General features: G+C 69.5%; 19 protein-coding genes. 11 read left to right on the top strand and 8 right to left on the bottom strand.

The annotated features are described in order from the left end of the window. The first annotated feature begins 21 nt into the window (after window positions 1-21). A complete protein-coding gene (locus C7C57_RS09725) occupies window positions 22-1128 on the top strand; it encodes an L-idonate 5-dehydrogenase (protein ID WP_187976247.1) in 1107 nt (368 codons plus the stop codon). Continuing rightward, window positions 1128-2447: a mannitol dehydrogenase family protein gene (locus C7C57_RS09730; RefSeq protein WP_187976248.1), complete on the top strand. Its 1320-nt coding sequence runs from the start codon at window positions 1128-1130 to the stop codon at window positions 2445-2447. Before C7C57_RS09725 ends, C7C57_RS09730 begins: the two co-directional genes overlap by 1 nt. An 81-nt stretch (window positions 2448-2528) precedes the next feature. On the opposite strand, the gene C7C57_RS09735 is transcribed toward C7C57_RS09730, so the two are convergent. The 4 genes from C7C57_RS09735 to C7C57_RS09750 all read right to left on the bottom strand — a co-directional run bounded on the left by C7C57_RS09735 (window position 2529) and on the right by C7C57_RS09750 (window position 5295). Next, window positions 2529-2861 carry a nuclear transport factor 2 family protein gene (locus tag C7C57_RS09735; protein WP_030143245.1) on the bottom strand — a complete coding sequence of 111 codons (333 nt, stop codon included), beginning with the start codon at window positions 2859-2861 and terminating at the stop codon, window positions 2529-2531. Between the two features lie 26 nt (window positions 2862-2887). Continuing rightward, entirely contained in the window at window positions 2888-3784 is an 897-nt protein-coding gene (locus C7C57_RS09740) for an SDR family oxidoreductase (protein ID WP_187976249.1), read from the bottom strand. Between the two features lie 30 nt (window positions 3785-3814). Then, window positions 3815-4570, bottom strand: a complete 756-nt coding sequence (locus C7C57_RS09745) for an SDR family oxidoreductase (protein WP_187976250.1) — start codon at window positions 4568-4570, stop codon at window positions 3815-3817. A 164-nt stretch (window positions 4571-4734) separates the two neighbouring features. Then, window positions 4735-5295, bottom strand: coding sequence for a TetR/AcrR family transcriptional regulator (locus tag C7C57_RS09750; RefSeq protein ID WP_187976251.1), 561 nt, complete (start codon window positions 5293-5295; stop codon window positions 4735-4737). Between the two features lie 101 nt (window positions 5296-5396). Between C7C57_RS09750 and C7C57_RS09755 the strand changes: the two genes are divergently transcribed. From C7C57_RS09755 to C7C57_RS09770, 4 genes are all read left to right on the top strand, one after another. After that, window positions 5397-6284: an aldo/keto reductase gene (locus tag C7C57_RS09755; RefSeq protein ID WP_187976252.1), complete on the top strand. Its 888-nt coding sequence runs from the start codon at window positions 5397-5399 to the stop codon at window positions 6282-6284. A 96-nt stretch (window positions 6285-6380) separates the two neighbouring features. Next, the gene (locus tag C7C57_RS09760; RefSeq protein ID WP_187976253.1) at window positions 6381-7079 is read left to right on the top strand and encodes a TetR/AcrR family transcriptional regulator; all 699 of its coding nucleotides are present in this window, start codon (window positions 6381-6383) and stop codon (window positions 7077-7079) included. Then, window positions 7079-8002: a LysR family transcriptional regulator gene (locus C7C57_RS09765; protein WP_187976254.1), complete on the top strand. Its 924-nt coding sequence runs from the start codon at window positions 7079-7081 to the stop codon at window positions 8000-8002. Before C7C57_RS09760 ends, C7C57_RS09765 begins: the two co-directional genes overlap by 1 nt. Window positions 8003-8062: 60 nt before the next feature. Continuing rightward, the gene (locus tag C7C57_RS09770) at window positions 8063-9094 is read left to right on the top strand and encodes an alcohol dehydrogenase catalytic domain-containing protein (protein ID WP_187976255.1); all 1032 of its coding nucleotides are present in this window, start codon (window positions 8063-8065) and stop codon (window positions 9092-9094) included. 73 nt (window positions 9095-9167) lie between these two features. Here C7C57_RS09770 and C7C57_RS09775 read toward each other — a convergent pair whose 3' ends face one another. Further along, complete coding sequence (locus tag C7C57_RS09775) at window positions 9168-9764, bottom strand: helix-turn-helix transcriptional regulator (RefSeq protein WP_030143237.1); 597 nt, start codon at window positions 9762-9764, stop codon at window positions 9168-9170. Between the two features lie 132 nt (window positions 9765-9896). On the opposite strand from C7C57_RS09775, the gene C7C57_RS09780 reads away from it, so the two are divergent. Beyond that, entirely contained in the window at window positions 9897-10862 is a 966-nt protein-coding gene (locus C7C57_RS09780; RefSeq protein ID WP_187976256.1) for an NAD(P)/FAD-dependent oxidoreductase, read from the top strand. Between the two features lie 332 nt (window positions 10863-11194). Then, on the top strand, window positions 11195-13033 hold the full coding sequence (locus C7C57_RS09785; protein ID WP_187976257.1) for an RNA polymerase sigma factor: 1839 nt from the start codon (window positions 11195-11197) through the stop codon (window positions 13031-13033). Between the two features lie 3 nt (window positions 13034-13036). Here C7C57_RS09785 and C7C57_RS09790 read toward each other — a convergent pair whose 3' ends face one another. Together C7C57_RS09790 and C7C57_RS09795 are read right to left on the bottom strand one after the other, a co-directional pair. Then, window positions 13037-13510, bottom strand: coding sequence for a hypothetical protein (locus C7C57_RS09790; RefSeq protein ID WP_187976258.1), 474 nt, complete (start codon window positions 13508-13510; stop codon window positions 13037-13039). A gap of 109 nt (window positions 13511-13619) precedes the next feature. Beyond that, complete coding sequence (locus tag C7C57_RS09795) at window positions 13620-15014, bottom strand: MFS transporter (protein ID WP_187976259.1); 1395 nt, start codon at window positions 15012-15014, stop codon at window positions 13620-13622. 23 nt (window positions 15015-15037) lie between these two features. On the opposite strand from C7C57_RS09795, the gene soxR reads away from it, so the two are divergent. Further along, window positions 15038-15553 carry a redox-sensitive transcriptional activator SoxR gene (gene soxR, locus C7C57_RS09800; protein ID WP_187976260.1) on the top strand — a complete coding sequence of 172 codons (516 nt, stop codon included), beginning with the start codon at window positions 15038-15040 and terminating at the stop codon, window positions 15551-15553. Here the strand turns inward: soxR and C7C57_RS09805 are convergent. Beyond that, window positions 15550-16428, bottom strand: coding sequence for a helix-turn-helix domain-containing protein (locus tag C7C57_RS09805; protein WP_223144737.1), 879 nt, complete (start codon window positions 16426-16428; stop codon window positions 15550-15552). The genes soxR and C7C57_RS09805 overlap by 4 nt on opposite strands. Window positions 16429-16545: 117 nt before the next feature. Here C7C57_RS09805 and C7C57_RS09810 point away from each other — a divergent pair, with 117 nt between their 5' ends. Both C7C57_RS09810 and C7C57_RS09815 read left to right on the top strand, forming a co-directional pair. Next, window positions 16546-18348, top strand: coding sequence for an ABC transporter ATP-binding protein (locus C7C57_RS09810; RefSeq protein WP_187976261.1), 1803 nt, complete (start codon window positions 16546-16548; stop codon window positions 18346-18348). Beyond that, the gene (locus tag C7C57_RS09815; protein WP_187976262.1) at window positions 18345-20237 is read left to right on the top strand and encodes an ABC transporter ATP-binding protein; all 1893 of its coding nucleotides are present in this window, start codon (window positions 18345-18347) and stop codon (window positions 20235-20237) included. Before C7C57_RS09810 ends, C7C57_RS09815 begins: the two co-directional genes overlap by 4 nt. The last annotated feature ends 5 nt before the right edge of the window (window positions 20238-20242 follow it).

Consider the following 20242-nt stretch of genomic DNA (forward strand, 5'->3'; position numbering starts at 1 on the left):
CGCCCTACACAAGGAATCAGCATGAAAGCCGTTACCGTTCACGCCGCCGGAGACCTCCGGATCGACACCGTGCTCAACCCCGTTCCCGGACCGGGCGACGCCCTGGTCCGACTGGAGTGGGGCGGGATCTGCGGGTCGGATATCGCCTACTGGCGCTCGGGGATCTCGGGGACCGCGGTGCTGACCGAACCGCTGATTCTCGGCCATGAGGTGGCCGGAACCGTGGTCGCCTATGGCGATGGTGGATCGACGATCCCCGTGGGTACGCCGGTTACCATCCACCCGGCGAGCATCGCCGAGGGATCGACCCTGGCGCCCGAACTCGCGGGCCGCGACAACCTGCACTCGAAGGTACGCTACTTCGGTTCGGCCGCGTTTACCCCGCACACTCAGGGCGGGTTCTCGACCCTGCGCGTGGTCCGGGCGGATCAGCTGCGGGCGCTGCCCGCGGGCCTGTCCACCCGGACCGCCTCGGTGGCCGAGCCGCTGGGGGTCGCCCTGCACGCGATCACCCGGGCCGGATCCCTCGCGGGCAAGCGGGTGCTGGTAAACGGGGCCGGACCGATCGGTGCCCTGGTGGTGGCCGCCGCGGTTTCCGCCGGCGCGGCCACCGTCTATGCCTCGGATGTGGCGGCCTCCTCGCTGGAGATCGCCGGCGCGATGGGTGCACACGTCCTCATCAACCGAGCCCGGGGCGAGGCGCTGCCCGAGGATGTGGACGTTGCCTTTGAGGCGTCCGGAGTTCCGGCCACCGTGGGCGATGTGCTCGGCGCGACCGCGCGCGGCGGCATCGTGGTCCAGGTGGGCAATCTGCCCACCGGTAACGTGTCGGTGGGGCTCGGGGCGCTGGTCAGTCGCGAGATCGATTACCGCGGGACCTACCGCTTTGCCGGGGAGTTTGATCGGGCGATCGAGCTGCTGGCGGACGGGCTGAACGTCGAACCGCTGCTCACCCATGAGTTCGAGCTCGACGATGCCCTGGCAGCCTTCGAAACCGCCGCGGATCGCTCCACCGGCAGCAGCAAGGTGCTGCTGCGCCTGAGCGCTGAGACGGTTGAGAGCCCGGCGGCGGGGACTGACTCCGCCGCCTCGACCGCCTCATCCACCTCTTCCGAGGAGGCCCTCTAGTGTCCACGACTACCGCTCCCCGCCTGTCCCGCGAACCCGGCACCGCGGCGCCGGTACGCATCGTCCACCTGGGCATCGGCGCGTTTGCCCGCGCCCACCAGGCCTGGCTCACCGGCCTGGCCGATACCGCGGGCGAGTGGGGTATCGCCGCCTTCACCGGGCGCAGCACCACCGTGGCCGATGAACTGGCACCGCAGGGCGGGCTGTATACGCTGATCACCCGCGCCGCCGAGGGCGACCGGACCGAGATCGTGGACAGCATCGTCGCGGTGTATCCGGGATCGGATATCCCGACCTGGAGTGCCCTGGTTGCCGCCGACACCACGGCCCTGATCACCCTGACCATCACCGAGGCGGGCTACCGCCTCGGTGCCGATGGCGCGCTGGACACCTCCGAGCCCGCGGTCCGCGCGGACATCGAGGGTTTCGGCCACCGCGATCCCGAAACCGCCCCCGGCCGCCTGGTGCACGGCCTGGCCGCGCGCCGGGCCGCGGGTGCCGGATCGATTGCGATCGTCTCCTGCGATAACCTGCCCGGCAACGGCGAGCTGGTGCGGGCGATGCTCGCCGACTTCGCCGCCGCGGTGGACCCGGGTCTGGCCGAGTGGATCGCCGCCCACGTCGCCTGCGTCTCGACTTCGATCGACCGGATCACCCCGCGCACGACTCCCGAGGACATCGAGACCGCCGCCGAACTGACCGGGTTTTCCGACGCGTCCCCGGTGGTCACCGAGCCGTTCTTCGACTGGGTTCTCAGCGGAGACTTCCCCGCCGGACGCCCCGCTTGGGAACTTGCGGGTGCCCGCTTCGTGGAGGACATCGAGCCCTTCGAGGCACGCAAGCTCTGGCTGCTCAACGGCGCGCACACCCTGCTCGCCTCGGCCGGACGCCTGCGCGGACACGAGACCGTCGCCGAGGCACTGGCGGATCCCGTCTGCCGCGGCTGGGTCGAGGCATTCTGGGACGAGGCCGCCCGCCACCTCACGGCCCCCGAGCTGGAACTCCCCCGCTACCGGGCGCAGCTGATCGAGCGGTTCGAGAACCCGCGCATCCGGCACAACCTGGCGCAGATCGCGCTGGATAACGTGACCAAGATCCGGTTGCGCATCCTCCCGGTCCTGCGCGCCGAACGCGAGGCTGGGCGCACCGGTGAGGCCGCCGCCCGAGCGGTGGCCGCCTGGGCAACCCTCGAACTCGCCGCCCCGGCCGCCGAACGCACCCTGTCCGAGATCCTGAGCGCTCTCGACCCCGCGCTCACCGAGGAACCGGCGCTGCTCGCCCGGATCACCGGTCTGGTCGCCGAACTCGGCACCCGCTAGATCCGCACCCGGCACACGCAGGCTCAACAACACAACGGGGCCCCTTCTCCCGCGAGAGAAGGGGCCCCGTTGTATTGGAACCTAGTTGGGTGTGATCCGCAGGCGAGAAATCCGGTCGCCCGCGAGCTGGAAGCGCATCGGGCCGGTGCCGTTATAGCCATCACCGCTGACCCTGAGCGTCACGATCCACTCCTCCCCGGCGGGTGCCTGTTCGACACTCACCAGATCAAAGTGCGCGTTGACCCCGATGTTGTCGGTGCGGTTCCAGTCGGCGATGCCGCCGGCCCCGCGGAAGACGCGACCCCAGTCATCCAGCAGGGCGTCCTCGGTGAAGGCCGCCACAAAGCCCGCGGAATCCTGAGCGTTGGTGGTGTCGATGAACCGAGCAATCGGTTCCGGAAGGGTGGGGGTCATGACTACTCCGTTCGATTCGAGGGAAACTAGGCCCGCGGGGTCACCGTGAGCAGGTCACCGAGACCCACGCGGTTGAGGAATGCTACCTGATTGGCATCCGAAAGTGCCGCGACCGCCTCGGATCCATCGTTTGCCGGGTCGATGTGGACCCGGTACGGACGCGTCCCGGCGGGCAGCGCCACGATGCGGGCGATCTCGTCGGAAACCATCGAGGCATTCGCATCCGGCGGGGAGAGCTCGGCCAGCTTCTGCGACACCTGCTCCATCAGACCGGCATAGCGGGTCTCATACTCGGCCACGGTTTCCTGATCGGCCGGGCGACCCGAGTGTGCGAAGTGGTTGGTTCCGTTGGTGAACGATCCCGGGACCACGATCGAGGTCTCCACACCCCAGCGCGAGAGCTCGGCAGCATAGGACACCGCGAGCGAGTCCATGCCCGCCTTGGCCGCGAAATACGGGGCCAGGTAGGGCGGGGTTCCACCGAGCACCGAGGTGCTGGACACCCACATCACCAGGCCGTTGCCGCGGTGACGCATGTTCGGCAGTGCGGCCCGGTTGACCCGCTGGGTCGAGAGCACGTTGACGTTGTACAGCTCGGCCAGCTGCTCGGGGGTGAATGCCTCGGTGGGTCCGGTGACCATGTGGCCGGCGTTGTGGATGAGCACGTCGATGCGTCCATGCTCGGCGTGAATCTGGGCCACGGCGGCATCCACCGAGTCCTGGCTGTTGACGTCGAGTTCGATGGCGCGCAGGTCGGCCTCATGCTCGGCGGAGAAGTCCGCGGCGGCCTGAACCTGCGGGGCGTTGCGACCGGTGGTTTCGCGCATGCCCGCATAGACGGTGTGTCCGGCGGTGGCGAGTGCGCGTGCGGTGAGTGCCCCAAAACCGCTCGAGGCACCGGTGATCAATACGATGGTGGTCATGATTTTTCCCTGTGTTTCCGTGGGCCGCGCCTAGGCGAGTCCACCGTTGGTGTAGATGACCTGACCGTTGACCCAGCGGGCCGGACCGGCGAGGAAGGCCACGGTTTCGGCGATGTCCTCGGGCTGGCCCAGACGCTCCAGCGGGACGGCCTTGGACAGGTTTTCGATGGTCTGCTCGTCCTTGCCGTTGAGGAACAGCGGGGTTGCGGTGGGGCCGGGGGCCACCACGTTCACGGTGATGTTTTTGCCCCGCAGCTCGCGGGCCAGGATCAGGCTGATCGACTCGACCGCGGCCTTGCTGGCCACGTAGGCGCCGTAGGTCGGGAACTTGGTGCGGGACACCGAGGTGGAGAAGTTGATCAGCGCGCCGCCCGAGCGCAGGCGGTTCGCGGCCAGCTGCGAGATCACGAAGGTACCGCGGATGTTTGTGCGGTGCATGCGGTCGAGGTCGTCGAGGTTCAGGGTGGCGATGGGGCCGAGGATCATAATTCCGGCGGTGTTGACCACCACGTCGATCCCGCCAAAGGCAGCCTCGGTCTGGTCAAACGCGGTGGCCATCGCGGTTTCATCGGCGACGTCCCCGCCCACCACGATTGCGGATCCACCGGCGGCGGTCACGGCGGCCACGGTCTCCTCGGCGGCGGCGCGGTTGCCCGAGTAGTGCACGGCCACCGAGTAGCCGTCGGCGACGAGGCGTTCGACGGTGGCGCGGCCGATGCCGCCGGAACCGCCAGTCACGAGGGCGACGCGGCCCTGGGTGGCGGTGGTGTTCGAAGTGCTGGTCATGATGTCTCCCGATTGAGTCTGTGTCGAGGAGGCGACCGGGTGGTGATCGTCGATTCCCTCGAGCTGATAGCAACGATAACACTAGATTGATATCAGTGCAAACATTTTGTTGAGGCAGCAAAAACGCCCCGAGGATTTCCCTCGGGGCGTTTCCCAATTCCCGCTCAGTTCGCGGGCCGCAGACCCCGCAGCGCGGCGGCAAAAACGCGCTCCCGCTGCGCATCATCCCGATAGACGGCCGCGCTCACCGCGATGGCCAGGCGCATGACATCATCGGCCTCAAGGTCGGACGCGACGGCACCCGCATCCTTGGCCGGCTCCAAAACCACGCGCCCGGCCGCATACAGCGCCTCAATCAGCGTGGGGTAACGACTGGGCTCGAAGGCCAAGCCCTCCATCAGGAGGCGCTTGGTCCCCATTGCCAGAATCAAACGGCGCAGCCAGAGCGTCAGCGCGTCAAACGGATCCCCCTCCCCCACCAGACTCTCGGCATACTCGCAGACCAGGGCAACCTCGCGCGCATAGAGCGCCTCCACGAGATCATCCCGACGGGGAAAGTGACGATAGAGCGTGGCGCTCCCCACCCCGGCAATCCGGGCAATTTCATCCATGCTCGACTGAGAACCCGAGCGCTCAAACACCTCGCGAGCGGCCGCGACGATCGCATCAAAATTTCTTGCAGCATCGGCTCGCGCCGGCCGCTTGGATACCAGTGGATCGGTCATTTCACTACTCTCCCTTGAAAACGGGGACACTCCCCAGATAGAATCGGGGACACTCCCCACTTTTACGGGGATGCTCCCCATTTTACGAGAAAGCCGCTTCAATGACCAGCAGAACACTCACCATTGGCTCCTCCCACACGGTGACCCGAATTGGCTTTGGTGCCATGCAGCTCACCGGCGAACAGGTATGGGGGCCCTACCCCGACCACGCCGGCGGCCTGGCGCTTCTCCGGGCACTGCGCGAGGAGGGGGTGGACTTCATCGATACCGCCGATGTCTATGGTCCACACCACAATGAATCGCTGATTCGCGAGGCGCTGCATCCCTACCCCGGGCTGACCATCGCATCCAAAGGAGGCTTTGTTCGCGGCGGCTTCGACTATGACACCCTGGGATGGGTGGGCAACCCGATCTACCTACGCCAGAGCGCGGTCATGAGCGCGAGCAGACTCGGCCTGGATGCTCTCCCGCTGTACTACCTTCACAATGGCTATGCCACCGACGCCCCGTTTGAAGATCAGGTGGGGGCGCTGCGGGACCTTCGCGACGAGGGACTCATCCAGAACATCGGACTCTCCAACGTCACCGCCGAGCAGTATGCCATCGCCCGAGAAATCGCCCCGATTGCCGCCACCACCGCGATGTACAACGCCGCCAACCGCACCGGCGGCGCACTCATGCGGGCGACCCTTGCCGATGGCGGCGTCTTCTCCCCCTGGTGGCCGATGAGCCTGCGCAAGAGTATCGACGATGCGACGCCGATTTATACGGTGCTGGACCCGATCGCCGCCGAGCATGGCATCACGACCGGACAGCTCGCGCTCGCCTGGCTCCTGCACCTCGATGAGCGCATCCTTCCCATCCCCGGCACCACGAGCCGTGCACACCTGCGGGAAAACATGGCGGCACTCGATGTGGTCCTGAGCGAAGACGAGATCGCAGCCATCTCCGCCCTCGTCTCCGAGCCCGCGGGCGGGGCTATCCGCTAGCAAACCCCGGCGTGCGATGGCGGCCCGACCCACCCGTCGGGCCGCCACCGACGCCTATAATCCAGAGAGGACATCGTTACCAAACGCGAGGAGATCATGGCCGCGACCGTTGGGCTTACCCTCGAACACGTGGGCACCGTTGCCTCCGAGCTTGCCGATCGTCTCGGCTTTAACCGGGTCACCGTGTCGGCCCTCGCCCGCGAACTCGGAGTCAAGCCCGCGAGCCTCTACGCCCACGTGCGCGGGCTCGATGCGCTGCGGGAGATCATCGGAACCCGCGCCCACGCGGTGCTGGCCGCCGACCTCACCCGCGCGACCGCCGGGCTGCACACGCGCGCGGCCCTCGCCGCGGCCGCCGAGGCGATGCTTGAGATGTCCCGCCGGCATCCGGGGCTCTGGCAGGCCAGCCGGGCACACTTCGCCGGCGAGGAGTTTGTGGCCGCCGGTCGACGGGTTTCGGCGATCCTCGGTGGGGTGATCCGTGGCTACGGGCTTCCGGCGTCCGAGGTTCCGCACGCGGTGCGAATCATCGGATCGAGCATCGGCGGGTTCATCGGACTCGATGACACCGGCGGGTTTTCCCATTCGGACCCCGAGACCGCCACGTCCTGGCAGCGCCTGATCGACGTGCTGGACGGTGCCCTCTCGCACTGGCCCACCGCACCCGGTACGGCCACCGCCGCCGGCACGCCCGACGGACGCTCCGCCTCCGACGCGACTCCCGACGCTCCCATCGTCACGACCGACGCTCCCCTGGCCACCTCCACCACCACGCCCACCGAGGAGACCCGCTAATGGACCTGCGTCAGCTTGAATTCTTCCTGGCCGTGGCCGCCGAGGAAAACTTCACCCGCGCCGCCGAGCGCTCCTTTGTCAGCCAGCCCGGCCTGTCCTCCTCGATTCGCGCGCTCGAACGCGAGCTCGGCGTGAGCCTGTTCACCCGCGGACGCGGCGGCGCCACCCTCACCGCCTCGGGCGATGCATTCCGTCCGCGCGCGGCGCTGCTGCTGGGCGAGGCACGCCGGGCCCAGGAGGCGCTGCTGCGCGCGGCGAGCGCGAGCCCGCGCACCACCCGGATCGGCGCCGAACAGTGCCTCGGCGACTTTGTGGACCTGGTGGATCTGATCACCGCGTTTGGCAGCGCCCATCCGCACACCAGCATGCACTTCACCCAGGCCTCCACCCGGTCGCTGCACTCCCAGCTGGACACCGGCGAGATCGACCTGGCGCTGCTCGCCAACGGCCTGACCGAGGAGGTCTCGGCAACCTCGATCCCGCTGCGCCGGGAATCCTTTGTGCTGCTGGGCCCGGAGGGACACCCGCTGGCGACCCGCGAGAGCCTGAGCCCGGAGGAGCTGGACGGGGTCGACACGATCGACTTTGCCGACACCTGGGCGGCGCGGCGCATCCTGGATGAGGCGTGGGCGCGCCGGGGCATCACCCGGCAGAGCGTGATGACCCTCGAAGACGTGCACATGCTGATCCGCCTGGTCGCCCGCGGCGGCGGGGTCGCGATTGTGCCCGAGTCGATGGCGGCGAAGCTCGAGGCGGCCGAGCTTCCCCGCGCGATCATCGAGGATGACTCCCTCGGTTGGGAGATCCGCCTGGTCCTCTCCGAGACCGCGGATGAGACCGCCCGCGCGTTTGCCGAGACCTTTGTGGGGACCCCGCAGATCGAAACCACCCGCGGGGAACTCGCCGCCGCGCTGGGCCGCTAAAACCCATCCATACGGATCTCCTATTGGACGCGCTCGCACGGCCGGTTTTAGCGTTGAGGCATGACTTTGATGTATGCCCAAGAACTTGACCAGCCCGCGCCGATCGCGCAGGCACCCCTGACCTGGCGCGAAACCGCGCGCCCCGCCCCGGCCCCCGGCCAGCTGGAAATCCACGTGGTGGCCTGCGGCGTGTGCCGCTCAAACCTGCACATGATCGAGGGCGACTGGGTGGATGGCGGCGTGCCCGCGATCAGCCCGATCATCCCCGGCCACGAGGTCACCGGCTACGTCAGTGCCCTTGGCGAGGGTGTCACGAACTTCCAGGTGGGCGACCCGGTGGGCGTTCAGCCGCTGTGGTCCTCCTGCGAGACCTGCGAGTTCTGCACCAGTGGACGCGAAAACCTCTGCCACGATCGCAAGATCACCGGCGAGCACGTCAACGGCGGCTATGCCGAATATATGATCGCGACCGCCGCCCACACCTACCTGGTGCCCGCCTCCCTCGACCTGGTCGAGAGCGCCCCGCTGTTCTGCCCGGGCATCACCGCCTTTGCCGCGGTGGATAAGCTCACTGTGGGCCCCGGCGACACCGTGGCGATCTTCGGCCTCGGCGGCGTGGGCCACATGGCCGTGCAGTTTGCCGCGCTCACCGGCGCCCGGGTGATCGCGGTGGGTCGCACCCCCGAGCACCTCGAGGTGGCCCGCGAGCTCGGTGCCGCCGACACCGTGGACTCCCGCGACCCCGAGGCCCTGGCCGCGATTGCCGACTCGGCCGATGCGGTCATCACCTTCGCCCCGGCAGACGTGGTCACCGAGCAGGCCTTCGGCGTGCTCAAGTGGGGTGGCACCCTGGTCAACGGCGTGCCGCTGACCCTGACCGAGTTCCCGTTCAACAAGGCTCAGACCATCCAGGCCTCGGTGATCGGCACCCGGGCGCAGATGCGCGAGGTCCTTGAACTGGCGGCCGCGGGCAAGATCCGCACCGTGGTGGACAGCTTCGAGATGGCACGCGCCACCGAGGTGCTGAGCTCGCTGGCCGACGGGGCGCTGCGCTCCCGCGCGGTCCTCGCAAACCCCGGCGTCACCGCCTAAGTCGCCCCGCGCCACGGGCGCCCGCAACACCGGGGCCCGGCGCGAGCACGGCTGGCACCGCGCGCGATCCCGCCTACTGGCCCGGGGACTCACGTCCCGGGGCCAGTTTGGTATGTGCCCGCTCCCCTTGCTTGCCAAACAGGCTGAGTAGCTCCACGGTGCCCCCGGCCACCGGACCAAACCAGTGCGGGGTCCGGGTATCAAACTCCGCCGCCTCCCCCGGTTCCAGCACCATGTCGCGCTCCCCCAGCAGGAGTCTGAGGCGACCGGAGAGCACATAGACCCACTCGTACCCCTCGTGCACCATGAGCGATTTGGGCGGCGTGCAGCGCGCCGGCGGCAGCACCATCTTGAAGGCCTGGATTCCGCCGGGACGCCGCGTCAGCGGAATGGTTTTGGTACCGTCCCGGTGCACATGTGGCTTGACGTGGATGCGCGGATCCCCGGTTTCGGGGGCATCCACCAGCTCGTCCAGGGTCATCCCATAGGCGCGGGCCAGCGGGAGGAGCTGTTCCAGGCTGGGGCGTCGCACGCCGCTCTCCAGCCGGGACAGCGTGCTGATCGAGATATCCGTGAGTTCGGACAGCTCGGCGAGGGTCAGGTCGCGCCCGGTGCGCAGGCGGTTGAGTCGCGCACCGAGGGCATCGAGGGTGTGTCGGGCATCGGTCATCGCTCCAGTCTGACACCCCACCGGCCGCCGGCGGCTGCACGGGAGCCGTGAGTTTTCCATTCGGCAAAACTCTTTGCTGTTTTGTCGTGCCGCGTTTCAGGATGGAGTCATCATCCACGAGACGGAGCCTTCATGAACCCCACCACCCCCTACGACGTAATCATCATCGGCGGCGGCGCGGCCGGCCTCGGCGCGGGCGTAACCCTCAGCCGGGCACGCCGCCGCACCCTGGTCATCGACGCCGGCGCCCCGCGCAATGCCCCCGCCGAGGGTGCCCACAACCTGCTGGGGCTCGAGGGCATCCCGCCGCTGGAGCTGGTCGCGCGCGGCCGGGCCGAGCTGGCCGGATATGGCGGGGAACTGCTGCCGGGCAGCGTCACCGATGTGGTGGCGGACCCCACGGGCATCGGGTTTACCGTGCACGTCACCCCCGAGTCCGCTGCGGAACCCTCGACCCTGCGTGCCCGTCGCCTCATCATCGCCACCGGCCTGACCGACGAGCTCCCCGACCTCCCCGGGGTCCGCGAGCGCTGGGGCCGCGAGGTGCTGCACTGCCCGTACTGCCACGGGTGGGAGGTGCGCGATCAGCCCATCGGCATCCTGGCCAGCGGCCCGGGCTCGGTCCACCAGGCGCGCCTGTTCCACCAGTGGAGCCGAGACCTGACCTTCTTCACCAACGAGACCGAACTCGCCGCGGACACCCGGGAGGAGTTTGCGGCACTGGGCATCCGGATCATCGAGGGGGCCGTGGCCGGACTGGATATCGACGCGGACGCGCTGCGCGGCATCCGACTGAGCGATGGCACGCTCGTTCCGCGCACGGCCGTCGTGGTGGCACCCCATATGGTGGCGAACCTCGGTCCGGTGGCGAGCCTCAACCTCGCGATCACCGAGAACCCGATGGGCCGTGCCATCCAGACCGATGCGACCGGTCAGGCGAGCGTCCCCGGCGTCTGGGTGGCCGGAAACGCGACCGATCTGGGCGCGCAGGTCGGTGCCGCGGCGGCCGCCGGGGTCCGGGCCGGTGCCGTCGCCAACGCACACCTGGTGGATGAGGATGCCGCGGCGGCGCTCGAGCGGTTCCGGAACAAAAACTAAAAAGTTTCGGCGCGTCGTGTAACACCCGGCGGGGGTGAGCAGTGGTCATGGTGTGGGCATACCCTCCCCCCAGCCGGGATTTACCTCCCGGTCTTACCCGCCGAGCCATGCGAGCTACCCTCTCGCGCGCTCGGATGCATCGTCGCGGCGCGACCCGAATCCGCCGCGACGATGCGGAACCCCCGCCCGGATACCCCTGGGGTAAGCTGGACGGCGGCTTTCCCACAGCCCGGGCTTACCCCGCCCGACACCCACCACCCGTCTCCCCCTCCGGTGTACCCGCGCCGGACCGGGAGTGCGCGCCACCCGAAAGGCCGCAGCCTATGTCCATCGTGTCCGATAGCACCCTGTGTGAACAGGTTCGCGCCGGCCGGGATGAGGCGATCGGTACCCTGTGGCAGCGACATCACGAGTTCGCCCTGCGGCTGGCCCGGTCGATGGATCCAGACCTGGCCGAGGACGCCGTCTCCGACGCCTTCGGTAAGATCTACGACGCACTGCGCGCGGGCGGCGGCCCCACCGGCGAGTTTCGCGGGTATCTCACACGCACCGTACAAAACACCGTGCGTTCGGCCTGGAATGCTTCGGGACGTCAGGTGCTGGTGGCCGAGGCCGAGGATCTGCCCGGCCTACGGGTGGAACCCGGCGACTATCTGGGTGATCTGGCGACCCGCACCCACCTGGCCGATGCGCTGGGGACGCTCTCCGAACGCGATCGTGAGCTGATCACCGCGGTGGAGGTTAACGGCGCCACCGCCGCCGAGGCCGGCGCGGAGTCCGGCATGAATCCCGGCCAGTCCCGCGTCGCGCTGCACCGCGCACGCACCAGGCTGCGCAGGGCGTGGGTCGTGGCCGCTTTCACCGGTCCGGTGGTGGATGAAACCTGCGCGCAGACGGTGGGCAGATTTGCCGACCTGCGCTGGTCGGAGATCCCCGACCCGATTCGCGGCGGGCTGCTTGGACACATCGATGGCTGCACGCGCTGCCGCGAGCAGTGGTTTCTCTTTGGTCTTCAGGCGGCCTCGGTGGGTCTGGCCATTGCCGGGCTGGTGACCCTGGTGCCCCGCAAGCTGTTCCCGTCAAAGACCACCCAGGTGGTCGCCGGGGCCGGTGCCGGGGTGGCCGTCGCCGGGGCCGCCCTGGCGGTGGGCCTCTTGGTGATCCCGGCCGGAACCCCGGAACCGCCACGGCAGGTCGCGGCACCCGGCTCCGATTCACTCGGCGGGGAGTCCCCCGCGAACCCGGATGCAAACACCCAGGCGGAGGGATTCGCGGCGGACCCGATGCTCGGATCCACCCCCGACGGAGCCTCGACCCCCTTTGTGCCGCTACGAATCTTGGCCCCGCAGACGCCGGCAGCGGATCCCGCACGGGCGGGCCAGGAGTCCACATCCGGGGCGTCCGAGGACCCGGCCGGGACGCCCGCGGCACCCGCCCGGCCCACGCCGGACCCGACGCCCACGCCGACCCAGAAACCCACCCCGGACCCGAAACCCACCCCGGATCCCCAGCCGACCCCGGATCCTAAGCCCACGCCCGACCCTAAGCCCACGCCCGACCCCAAGCCGACCCCGGATCCGACACCGACGCCGGACGATCCCCAGCCGCCCACCGCGCCCGACGCCCACTTCGATACCTCGGCCGGAAGCCTGAGTCTGTCCGGCACCGCCGCCACTCCCGGCGCCGACATTCTGGTCCACGGCAGCCATGTCGCCTCGCTGAGAACCTTCCAACGGGTCGCCCCGACACTGCTCGCGAGCGCCCACGTCGCCGAGGATGGTACCTGGGAGAGCCCCACGCTGTCCGGGATGACTCCGGTGGGCATCAGCATCACCGTGACCGAGCGCCTCGCCGACGGTCGAGAATCCGCCCCCGTACAGGTCTCCACCGACGCCTCGTTTGCTCCGGTGATTGCCGGATCCCCGCGGCTGACCCTGCGCGGGGTCGAGTGGAGCCTCCGCGGCTGGCCCGGTGCCACCTGGGACACCTCCAAGCCCAAGCTCGGGCTCGCCGGAACCCTCGATGCGCGCGGACTCGGAACGGTGCTGGTGCGCTATGCGGACCTGGACCGGGCGATCACCCTGCGGGTCGGCTATGTGCGCGAGGGCATCCCGGGACCGCAGGTCCCGCTGATCCTTCCGCTGGGTCTGGCCGAGACCCTCCCCGGGTAGCCGCTATTCGGTGCGCAGCACCGGGTGGTGACCCAGGCGCGGACCGCCCTTATTTCCGGATTCCTGGGGGTGGTTCGGGGTCCACCCGAACCACCCGTTACGCGTGGGAATGACACTCCACTCGCCGCACGCAAAGACCTCCTTGGCCGCATACGCGTTGGGGGCACCGGCCAGGACAAACGAGGGCGTGGACTGCCGCTTCTTGCGCGGGCACTTGCGCGGATCCAGCTTGGTTTTCGAACTGATCAGTACCGACATGTCGGAGTTATCCAGCGAGCGTGCCCCACGGATACGGTGCGCATCGGTGGGAACCCAGTCGGCGGTGATGCCCGATTTGATCAGGGCGTCACGGTCGTGAAAGCTGGCGGCCTTGGTGCGGGTGACCACCTCGTCAAAACCGGCGCAGCCGGTGACCGTGATCGACAGCGCCAAGGCGGCACCGGCGAGGGTCAAAATCCGAGCGGGAATACGTGTCATGCTCCTACGTTAGGGTCGGGATCCGAGAAAATCATCAATCCCACGCATCATTCACATCATTCGAAAGAATGGTTAACAATGTGCCAAACCGGTATTGCCGGGATCGGAATCACCGAGTCCGGAGTCGGCGGGCCACCAGCAGCGCGGCGGGGATCGACACGGCCACCAGGATCGCCAGCCCACCCGACACCACCTGCGCCGAGGTGAGCCCGGCCACCGAGGTTCCCAGCAGGATTCCGGCCAGCGCCGTCACGATCGCGTTGCTCAGCAGCTGCACGGTGGAGACGCCCGAGGCCGCCGCCGCCTGCTCCTCCTCCCCCTCCACCGAGGACATCGCGGCGACGCTCAGATGCGGGAATCCGATGCCCACGCCGATGCCCACCAGGGCCAGGGTCACGATCCAGCCGATCAGCACGCCGACCCCGTCCAGGGTGCCCGATACCAGCGCGAATCCGGCCAGCCCGGCCACGGTGATAAACGGCGCGATGGTGCGCGCACGCAGCCGCGCCCGGGTTCCGGCGATCATCGCGCTGAAGATCTCGGCCACCGTCCATCCCAGCGAGGGCACGGCGCCCAGGTAGCCCGCGGGAAGCGCGGGAACGTTGCCGATCTCCTGGGCAAACAGGGGCACAAACGACTCGATCATGACCGAACCGCCGATCAGGCCCGCGACCAGGTACACCCACTTGAGGTTGGAGCCGCGGCGGAAGGTCATCGCCGGCAGCAGTGCCGATCCGGCACGCTTTTCCACCACCACAAACAGCACCAGTGCGAGCGCTCCCAGCACCACGGCCAGGATCTGCCAGCCCCCGATCACCACGGTGGCGATACTGAAGAGCACCGCGGCGACCACCACCAGAACCAGCGATCCCACGGCCAACCCCGGCATGCCGGCGGCCTCGGGACGCGGCGCCCGGATCACGATCAGCGCCATCAGCCCCAGCAACACGGCGGCGACGGTGAGGATCAGGAAGGCCTCGCGCCAGACCCCGGCCGAGGCAAACGCCCCACCCAGCGCGGGCCCGGCGACCCCGCCGATGGCCCACATCGCGGTGATCAGCACGGTGGCCCGGGTCCAGACCCGGCGCGGCAGCAGGGCGCTGATCGACACATAGGCCAGCGCGGCGAGGAATCCCCCACCGAGTCCCTGCACCAGTCGTCCGGCCACCACAACCAGCATCGCCGGCGCCAGCATGATGATCACGGACCCCAGCGCAAACAGGCCAAACCCGATCAGGTAGGCCCCGCGCGTGCCCAGCCGGATCGAGGCGCGGCCGGAAAGAGCCGAGGCCAGGACGGAGGCGGTCAGATACGCGGTGTTGACCCACGCGTACAGTTCCACCCCGTGCAGTTCGGCGCTGAGGGCCGGGAGCAGCGCCCCGGTCACGTAGACGGTCAGCGCGTAGAGGGCCACCCCACCGGCCAGAACCAGGGAGATGGGGCCGGCACCGCCGCGGAAAAGGTCCGCCCAGGTGCCGTGTTCTTCGGAAGTCTCGGTATGCATTACTTCAGGGTAAAATCTCAACCATGGTTGAGATCAAGTCCGCGTCGCCGGATGAACCCCGCCGCAGTCCCACCGACCTGTTGCCGATCGGCGAGATCGTGCGCCGGACCGGCGTCGCGGCCTCGGCCCTGCACTTTTATGAGCGGAAGGGATTGATCCACTCCGAGCGCAGTTCGGGTGGGCACCGGCTGTATCCGCGCCACGTGGAGCGGCGCATCGCGATCATCCAGACCGCCAAGCGACTGGGCATCCCGCTGACCGAGGTCGCCGAGCAGTTCGAGACCCTACCCGAGGATCGAATGCCCTCACTGCGGGACTGGAACCGGCTCAACGCCTCCTGGCGCGGTCAGCTCGCCGCGCGCCGCTTGGAACTCGAACGCCTGGAAACCGAGATGAACCAGTGCATCGGCTGCGGGTGTGTGTCCCTCGGCTCCTGCCGCGTGTTCAACCCCAACGATGCCCTGGCCGCCCGGGGATCCGGTGCGGTGCTGCTGACCCCGATCGATCCCGACGCAATCGAGGCGGAGCGGGACACCTAGGCCGCGTCGAACGCTCGCTCGGGAGACGAGACCTCCCGCGTCGCCGCCTCGGCGGACTCCGCGGCATCCGCGTCGAAATCCCGCTCGCGATCCGCGGTGCCGGGTTCATCCAACCCGATCCCGGCGCCCTCGCGGCGTCCCCCGCCGGCCGCGGCGAAGTAGGCGGCGGGCGTGTGCCCGGTGACCCGACGGAACGCCGCGACAAACGCGCTGGCGGTCGCGTATCCCACCCGGTCGGCCACGCGCCCCACGGGCTCCCCCGCCGCCAGATACGCCATCGCCGCCTGCAGCCGAGCGTTCACCCGCCACTGCGTGAAGGTCAACCCGGTCTCGGCCACGAACAGGCGCAGCAGGGTACGTGAGCTGGATCCCACCTGCCGGGCGAGCGCGTCCAGCCCGCGCTGATCGTCGGGACGGGCCAGCAGGATCGCGGCCACCTCACGCGCCCGCGGATCCGTGGGTAGCGGCAGTTCGATGGTTGCCTTATCCACCGGTGCCAGCACCTGGAGCAGGACGGTTTCGGCGCTGATGCGGGCATCCTCGGCCAGGTCGCCAGCCAGGTAGCCGATCAGCTGGGCCGCCAGCGGCGACACCTCCACCACGGTCGGCTGTGCCCAGGCCAGCGGGCAGCCCGCCGGATCCAGGTAGATCCCCTCCATCACCGAACGCTGCAGCGCGGCGGCGGCGTGCCAGGTGCCCGCGGGGATCCACAGCGCCAGGCTGGGCGGCAGCACCCAGTAGTGGTCCTCGACATCAACCATCAGCACACCCGAGCTCGCCCAGGCCAGCTGGTGATATCGGTGCACGTGGGTGCGGAATTTCTGGCCACGATCCATCTCGAATCGTTCCAAGCCGATCACGCTTGCTGCACCCACCGTGGCTCCCAATTTCCCGACAGAATGATGTGCCAACGCGCCGCATGGCCGATCCACGACAGAGGTTGGCGTGCTGCCATCTTTACGACAGAACTAAGGTTATCCTAATCTGATCTGATGCCCGCGTCATCCGTTTCTCCCAATTCCCTCATCCGCCACACACTCGCGATCCGACGGACCGATCTGGTTCTGGCCACCGTCCTCTATGGGCTGCACCAGCTGGGCGAGGCCCTGGTTCCGGTGATCATCGGCGCCACCATCGGCGCGGCGATCTCCGCCGCCGATCCGGGAGCCCTGGCCCTGTGGATCGGCATTCTCGCGGCAGACTTCCTGCTGCTCTCGTTCTCCTACCGACTGGGCGCTCGCGCCAGCATGCGGGCAAAGCAGCACGGGGAGCACGCGGTGCGGATGCGGCTGAGCGCGCGGGTGCTGGATCCCGCCGGCGGCATCGAGGAGGCCCCCGGCGATCTGCTGGCCCGGGCGGATTCGGATGCCGGCCGGATCGGCGCGTTCGCCGGCATGTTGGCCACCTGCATCGCCGCGGCCCTGGTCCTGATTGCCAGCACCGTGATGCTCCTGATGGCCTCGCTGCCGCTGGGCATCGTGATCATGGTGGGGACGGTGCTGCTGCTGATCGCGCTGGGGCTGGCCTCGCGGCCGGTGCAGCGGCGCAGCCGGATCGAGCAGGATGATCGCGGCCGGGTGATCGTCCTGGCCGAGGACCTGGTGCGCGGACTGCGCGTGCTGCGCGGGCTGGGGGCCAGCAGCGCCGGGGCCCGGCAGTATGCCGAGGCCAGCGGCCGAGCGCTCACCACAACCCTGCACGCGACCGCCGGGGCCGCGACCCTCACCGCGGTCGGGGCCGCCCTCACCGGAACCTATCTTGCCCTGATTACGGTGCTCGGCGGCTACCTCGCCCTGACCGGCAGCCTCACCCCGGGCGAGCTGGTCGCGGCCCTGGGCCTGGCCCGCTTTGTGATCGGGCCGATGGACACGCTGGCCTTCACCGGAACCGCGATCGCCCGCGCCCGCGCCTCGGCCGAACGGGTTGCGGCGATCCTGAACACCCCCACCATCCGCGATCACTCGGGAACCGGGGTTGCCGAGGCCGGGACCGCCCTGGAGCTGGAGCGGGTGTCCCCGCTGCCCGGGCGCTCGGCACCGCTGAGCCTGCGCCTCGATCCGCAGAGGCTCACCGGAATCGTGACCGAGGACCCGCGGACGGCCCACGCCCTCGGGGCGCTGCTCGCCCGGGAAACCGATCCCGAATCGGGAACCATCCGGCTGGGCGGCATTGCCTTCCCCGACCTCGACGCGCGGGATCTGCGACGCCGCGTCCTGGTCTCCCCGCACGATGCCGCGCTGTTTGCGGGCTCGCTGCGCGACGCGCTGACCGAGGCCGTGCACCCCGGGGACCTCACACCCGGCGGGGCCGCCCGCGCACAGGCTTCCGCGACGGACGGGACCACCCGCGCCCGCGGTGCCGCACCGGACGAGACCACCCCGGGCTCGGCGGCGCGGGACGACCTCGCGACCCGCGCAGCCCACGCCGCCCATGTGGACGAGGTCGCCGAGCAGTCGCCAGAGGGATGGGCCGGGGACATCGGCGAGCGGGGCGGTACCCTCTCCGGTGGCCAGCGTCAGCGATTGAGCCTCGCCCGTGCCCTCGCCGCCGATCCCGAGCTGCTGATCCTGCACGATCCCACCACCGCGGTGGATGCGGCTACCGAGCAGCTCATCGCCGAGCGGGTGGCCGCCCTGCGCACGGGCCGCGGCACCGCCGTCTTCACCACCTCCCCGGCCTGGCTGGCGCGCTGCGACCGGGTGATATTCCTCCCCGCCGAGGCACTTCCCAGCGAGGGAACCCACGACCTCCTCACCACCTCCGATGCCCGCTATCTCGGGGCGGTGCTGCGATGACCCACACCACACCCTCCATCCTTCCCGTTGCCGATCGGCGCACCGTCCTGGCCGTGGTGCGGCCGCTGCTGCGCCGGCATCGAGGCGCGCTGATCCTGGCGCTGCTCGGCCTGATCCTGGCCGGTATCTGCGGGCTGGCCGGTCCGGTATCGCTCGGTTGGATCACCCAGCTGATTGCCGACGGCGCCGCCCCCACCTCCCTCGTGGGTCCGGGACTGCTCCTCCTGGTCGCGGGGCTCGGACAGGCCGGATTCGGCTGGATCGCGACCGTCGCCCTGTCCCGGGGAATCCAGCCGGGTGTCGCGACCCTGCGCGAGGACACCGTCTCGGCCGCCCTCAACCTGCCGCTCGCGCGGATCGAGGCCGGGGGTACCGGCGACCTGGTCTCGCGGGTCTCCGGGGACGCCGAGGAGGTGTCCGATGCCGCATCCTGGGCGTTTATCGCCTTCGCCGGCGCGGGCATCACGATCATCATGACGCTGCTGGGACTGGCCGCGCTGGACTGGCGCTTTGCCCTCGCCGGAGCCCTGGCCATTCCGATCCAGGGGTTTGCCCTGCGCCGGTATCTGCGCGCATCCGGGCCGATCTTCGCCGCCGGCCGCGCCGCCGACGGGGTCCGCGCGGGCACCCTGCTCACCGCGTTCTCGGCGCTGCCCACGGTGCGCGCCCTGCGCCTGGGCGAGCGGGAGTACACCCGCATCGACACGGCCTCCCGCGCCTCGATGGGCTGGGAGTTTCGCGCCGTTCGCACCGCCACCGTGTTCTACGCCCGACTCAATGCGGCCGAGTGGGTGGGGCTGTCGGCGATCCTGATCGCCGGATATCTGCTGGTCACCACGGGCACGGTCCCGCTGGGGGCCGCGGTCACCGCCGCGCTGTTTTTTGCCGGTCTCTTTGACCCGATCAATACGGTCCTGGGTGTCTTCGGGGTGCTTCAGCGGGCGGGGGCGGGCCTTGCCCGTCTGGTCGGGGTGCTCGACTCCGCGGGTGCCGATCCCGACAGCGCCACATCGCGGTCGGCTTCGCGGCCAGCATCGTCGGAGGTTTCCTCGCGTCCTCCCTCGGTGCCACCGTCACGGCCGACCGCGCAGCCGACCACACAGCCGTTCTTGCCCGTGCCCAAACCGGATTGGGAACGCGAACCGCGAGCCGAGGCCGCGGTGGGACTCGCCGCGCGGAACCTCGTCTTCGGCTATCACCCGGGCGTCCCGCTGCTGGACGGGCTGAACCTGGAGGTGACCCCCGGGGAGCACGTGGCGATCGTCGGCGAAAGCGGATCGGGCAAGTCCACCCTGGCCGCGGTGATCGCGGGCCTCCGCGACGCCGACGCCGGCTTTGCGGGACCGGTCCACGACGCCGGCGACCAGCGCAGCCTGCCGCTCGCGATCCCGGTGCCGCTGGCCACCCAGGAGGGGCATGTGTTTGCCGGAACCATTGCCGAGAACCTCGCCATCGCAAAACCCGACTCCCCCGCCCGGGCCCTCACCGCGGCGCTGGACCTGGTGGGTGCACGGGGCTGGGTGGACGCGCTTCCCGAGGGGATCCACACCCGCGTGGGAGGCGGCGGGTTGACCCTCACCGCCGAGCGGAGCCAGCACCTGGCGCTGGCTCGGATCGCCCTGCTCGATCCCCCCGCCGTGATCCTGGATGAGGCCACGGCGGAGGCCGGCTCCGACGCCGCCCGCACCCTGGATGCGGCGGCCGAAGCCCTGCTGCGTGGACGCACGGCCCTGATCATCGCGCACCGCCTGGATCAGGCCGCACGCGCCGACCGGATCATCGTGATGGAGCACGGTCGGATCATCGAATCGGGCACCCACGCCGAGCTGCGCGCGGCACGGGGACGCTACGCGCACCTCTGGGCGGCCTGGGCGAGCACCGCGGACTAGTTGCG

Origin of the sequence: Mycetocola sp. JXN-3 (assembly GCF_014522285.1) — a bacterium.
In the GTDB taxonomy this organism is placed as follows: domain Bacteria; phylum Actinomycetota; class Actinomycetes; order Actinomycetales; family Microbacteriaceae; genus Mycetocola; species Mycetocola saprophilus.

Coding starts and splice junctions, on each gene's coding strand:
- C7C57_RS09725 (WP_187976247.1), top strand. CDS start 22: ATGAAAGCCGTTACCGTTCACGCCGCCGGAGACCTCCGGATCGACACC.
- C7C57_RS09735 (WP_030143245.1), bottom strand. CDS start 2,861: ATGACCCCCACCCTTCCGGAACCGATTGCTCGGTTCATCGACACCACC.
- C7C57_RS09740 (WP_187976249.1), bottom strand. CDS start 3,784: ATGACCACCATCGTATTGATCACCGGTGCCTCGAGCGGTTTTGGGGCA.
- C7C57_RS09745 (WP_187976250.1), bottom strand. CDS start 4,570: ATGACCAGCACTTCGAACACCACCGCCACCCAGGGCCGCGTCGCCCTC.
- C7C57_RS09750 (WP_187976251.1), bottom strand. CDS start 5,295: ATGACCGATCCACTGGTATCCAAGCGGCCGGCGCGAGCCGATGCTGCA.
- C7C57_RS09755 (WP_187976252.1), top strand. CDS start 5,397: ATGACCAGCAGAACACTCACCATTGGCTCCTCCCACACGGTGACCCGA.
- C7C57_RS09760 (WP_187976253.1), top strand. CDS start 6,381: ATGGCCGCGACCGTTGGGCTTACCCTCGAACACGTGGGCACCGTTGCC.
- C7C57_RS09765 (WP_187976254.1), top strand. CDS start 7,079: ATGGACCTGCGTCAGCTTGAATTCTTCCTGGCCGTGGCCGCCGAGGAA.
- C7C57_RS09770 (WP_187976255.1), top strand. CDS start 8,063: ATGACTTTGATGTATGCCCAAGAACTTGACCAGCCCGCGCCGATCGCG.
- C7C57_RS09775 (WP_030143237.1), bottom strand. CDS start 9,764: ATGACCGATGCCCGACACACCCTCGATGCCCTCGGTGCGCGACTCAAC.
- C7C57_RS09780 (WP_187976256.1), top strand. CDS start 9,897: ATGAACCCCACCACCCCCTACGACGTAATCATCATCGGCGGCGGCGCG.
- C7C57_RS09790 (WP_187976258.1), bottom strand. CDS start 13,510: ATGACACGTATTCCCGCTCGGATTTTGACCCTCGCCGGTGCCGCCTTG.
- C7C57_RS09795 (WP_187976259.1), bottom strand. CDS start 15,014: ATGCATACCGAGACTTCCGAAGAACACGGCACCTGGGCGGACCTTTTC.
- soxR (WP_187976260.1), top strand. CDS start 15,038: ATGGTTGAGATCAAGTCCGCGTCGCCGGATGAACCCCGCCGCAGTCCC.
- C7C57_RS09810 (WP_187976261.1), top strand. CDS start 16,546: ATGCCCGCGTCATCCGTTTCTCCCAATTCCCTCATCCGCCACACACTC.
- C7C57_RS09815 (WP_187976262.1), top strand. CDS start 18,345: ATGACCCACACCACACCCTCCATCCTTCCCGTTGCCGATCGGCGCACC.